The organism is Streptomyces sp. NPDC088246 (genome assembly GCF_044741025.1).
Lineage (GTDB): Bacteria > Actinomycetota > Actinomycetes > Streptomycetales > Streptomycetaceae > Streptomyces.
Map to the genome: position 1 here is coordinate 1 of NZ_JBIURV010000153.1, position 2676 is coordinate 2676.

Sequence of the window (2676 nt, forward strand, 5' to 3'; positions counted from 1 at the left end):
CCGGATGCGGTGAGAGTCGCACGTCCGGTTCGGCGAGCGGCTCGGGGAAACGGAGCCGGGGAAATCCCGGCCACCGCGCCCCGGGCCGACTCTCCAGTTTCGGCTGGCTGGTCCGAAACCGTCGGCTGGCCCGCGACTACGAACGGCTGACCGCGACCTCCGAGGCCATGATCAAGGTGGCAATGATCCGCTTGATGCTCGTCCGGCTCGCCGGGCAGTCCTTGCGGTGGAGCCATGAATCCCACCACAAGACCGCACGAGCCAACACCGTCGAGGACTACATCGCAGCGTAATCAACCGGCCACCCGACAGGCTCTAAGTGGACGGCGGAGCTGGCCACAGAACAGTTGCCGCTGGAGTCCCTGAAGGAGTCGACGGGCCGTTCGGCCGCCTATTCCTGCGAACCCTGGCCATGGTCGCTTTGAGTTCGAGGCCAACCTGAAGCACCTGCGCATCCGCGAGGGCATGGCCCTGGCCAAGCGCCAGGGCAAGCTCAAGCAAGCAGCCCAAACACCCCGAATCCGCGCAGCGGGCGGTCCGCCGCCGCTACGCCACCGGCGAAGTCTCCCTCGCGGAGCCGATCAACGATCTAGTGGGCCCCGCTCGGGGACGATGCCTGCGGCGTGCCGGGAAGTCGAATCGTGACGAGGAGACCGCCGGTGGGGCGGACTGCGAGGTCGATGGTCCCGTCGTGTGCTCGGACGATGCTGTGCACGATGGCCAGCCCGAGGCCGACCCCGACATGTTCGTCGGTGCGTGTGCGTTCTGTTCCGCGTTGGAAGGGTTCGGTGAGGGTGGGTAGGAGTTCCGCTGGGATCCGATGGCCAGTGTTCTCGACCCGCAGCACGCTCGCGTCGTGCTGCGATTCGGTGTGGACCGTTACGGTGCCGCCGGAGGGGAGGTTGTGGACGATGGCGTTCTGGACGAGGTTGGTCACCATCCGCAGAATGAGCGCCGCGGAGCCGAGGGTCTGTGCCTTCTCGCCGGTGACGTCGAGCGTGATCTGGCGCTTTTCGGCGAGGGGAAGCAGCGTTTCGGTGGCTTCTTCGGCGATGAGGGACAGGTCGGCGGGCTCGCGGGTGAGGCTCTTGCGATCGGCGCGGCTGAGCAGCAGGAGGGCCTCGGTGAGGTCGATCGCCCGCGTGTTGACGGTGTGGAGGCGTTCGATGAGTTCGCCCTGGTCCCGCGTGGGGTCGTTGCGGGCGAGGTCGAGGAGTGTCTTCGAGATCGCCAGCGGGGTGCGCAGTTCGTGGGAGGCGTTCGCGGCGAATCGTTGCTGTTCGGTGACGTGGGATTCGAGTTGTTCGAGCATGATGTCGAACACGTCAGCGAGTTCGCGGAACTCGTCTTGGGGACCTTGCATGCGGACCCGGTGGGACAGTGATCCGTTCGCGGCCATCCGTGCCGCGTCTGCGATCCGTGTGAGTGGTGCGAGCATCCGGCCGGCGAGGATCCATCCTCCCAGGAGGCCGAACGCCAGCAGGAAGGCCAGTGCTATGGCCGCGGCGGGGGCGAACATGCGCACGAGGAGGTAGCGGTTGGGTGCGACCCCGAGAAGGCCCTGGGGGCTGTCGGGTACGTAGCGCAGCAGGAACACCCATACCACGGCCAGCAGGAGAGTGCCGGCGATGAGGAGGAATCCGGCGTAGCTGATGGTGAGTTTCAGGCGGGCGCTGAGCCCTGGGCGCCTATTCATGAGTGCTGCCAGGGTGGGTGGTGTCCATGCCGGTGTCGATTCGGTAGCCGACGCCGGGCACCGTGGCGATGAGCCATGGTTCGCCGAGTCGTTTGCGCAGGGCGGAGACGGTGATGCGGACGGCGTTGGTGAAGGGGTCGGCGTTGGCGTCCCAGGCCCGCTCCAAGAGTTCTTCGGCGCTGACGACACCGCCTTCGGCGGCGACGAGGACTTCGAGCACGGCGAACTGCTTCCGGGTGAGCGCGACGTAGCGTCCGTCGCGGAAGACCTGCCGGCGGAAGGGGTCCAGCCGCAGGCCCGCGATCTCGCTGACCGGGGGTCGGGCGTGCGCGCGTCTGCGGTCCAGCGCCCGCAGCCGCATGACGAGCTCCCGGAGCTCGAACGGTTTGGTGAGGTAGTCATCGGCGCCGAGCTCGAACCCGGACGCCTTGTCGTCGATCCGGTCGGCAGCGGTGAGCATGAGGATCGGGATGCCGCTGCCGGAGGCGACGATTCGTCGGGCGATCTCGTCGCCGGAGGGGCCGGGGATGTCGCGGTCGAGGACCGCAAGGTCGTAGGAGTTGACGCTGAGCAGTTCCAGAGCGGAGTTGCCGTCGCCGGCGATGTCGGCGGCGATCGCTTCCAGCCGGAGACCGTCCCGGACGGCTTCGGCCAGGTAGGGCTCGTCCTCCACGATCAACACGCGCATACCTGGAGCCTAAGCAGCACGGCATATCGCCGACATATGCTTCTTCACCCAGCTCGGACTCAGCCCCGCCGTCGTCCGCCGCGACGGCGCCTCCAAACTCGCACCCCGCTCCCTGGACGCCCGCCAGCGCCGCGGTGTCTGCTGGGACGCTCCATGGGCTGGACGCCGCCGCATTCGAGGACGCCTTGGGGATGGCTGCCACCCAGTCGTGCGGCCTGATGTCGGCGCAGTTCGAGTCGATGGTCAAGCGGATGCAGCACGGCTTCGCCGCGCGCAACGGCCTGACCGCGGC

General features: G+C 67.8%; 3 protein-coding genes and 1 pseudogene. 2 read left to right on the plus strand and 2 right to left on the minus strand.

Translation table 11 applies throughout. From position 1 onward, the window contains the following. Positions 1 to 293 (plus strand): annotated as a pseudogene (locus ACIPEK_RS46460) (hypothetical protein); the annotation flags it as partial. A gap of 296 nt (positions 294 to 589) precedes the next feature. On the opposite strand, the gene ACIPEK_RS46465 reads toward ACIPEK_RS46460, so the two are convergent. Both ACIPEK_RS46465 and ACIPEK_RS46470 read right to left on the minus strand, forming a co-directional pair. Then, positions 590 to 1696 (minus strand): sensor histidine kinase, encoded by a 1107-nt coding sequence (locus tag ACIPEK_RS46465; protein ID WP_402009043.1) that lies wholly within the window; start codon positions 1694 to 1696, stop codon positions 590 to 592. Next, positions 1689 to 2384, minus strand: coding sequence for a response regulator transcription factor (locus ACIPEK_RS46470; RefSeq protein WP_402009046.1), 696 nt, complete (start codon positions 2382 to 2384; stop codon positions 1689 to 1691). Before ACIPEK_RS46470 ends, ACIPEK_RS46465 begins: the two co-directional genes overlap by 8 nt. A gap of 23 nt (positions 2385 to 2407) precedes the next feature. Between ACIPEK_RS46470 and ACIPEK_RS46475 the strand changes: the two genes are divergently transcribed. Then, on the plus strand, positions 2408 to 2676 hold a 269-nt coding region (locus ACIPEK_RS46475; RefSeq protein WP_402009049.1), incomplete at its 3' end, for an MmgE/PrpD family protein.

Coding starts and splice junctions, on each gene's coding strand:
- ACIPEK_RS46465 (WP_402009043.1), bottom strand. CDS start 1,696: ATGAATAGGCGCCCAGGGCTCAGCGCCCGCCTGAAACTCACCATCAGC.
- ACIPEK_RS46470 (WP_402009046.1), bottom strand. CDS start 2,384: ATGCGCGTGTTGATCGTGGAGGACGAGCCCTACCTGGCCGAAGCCGTC.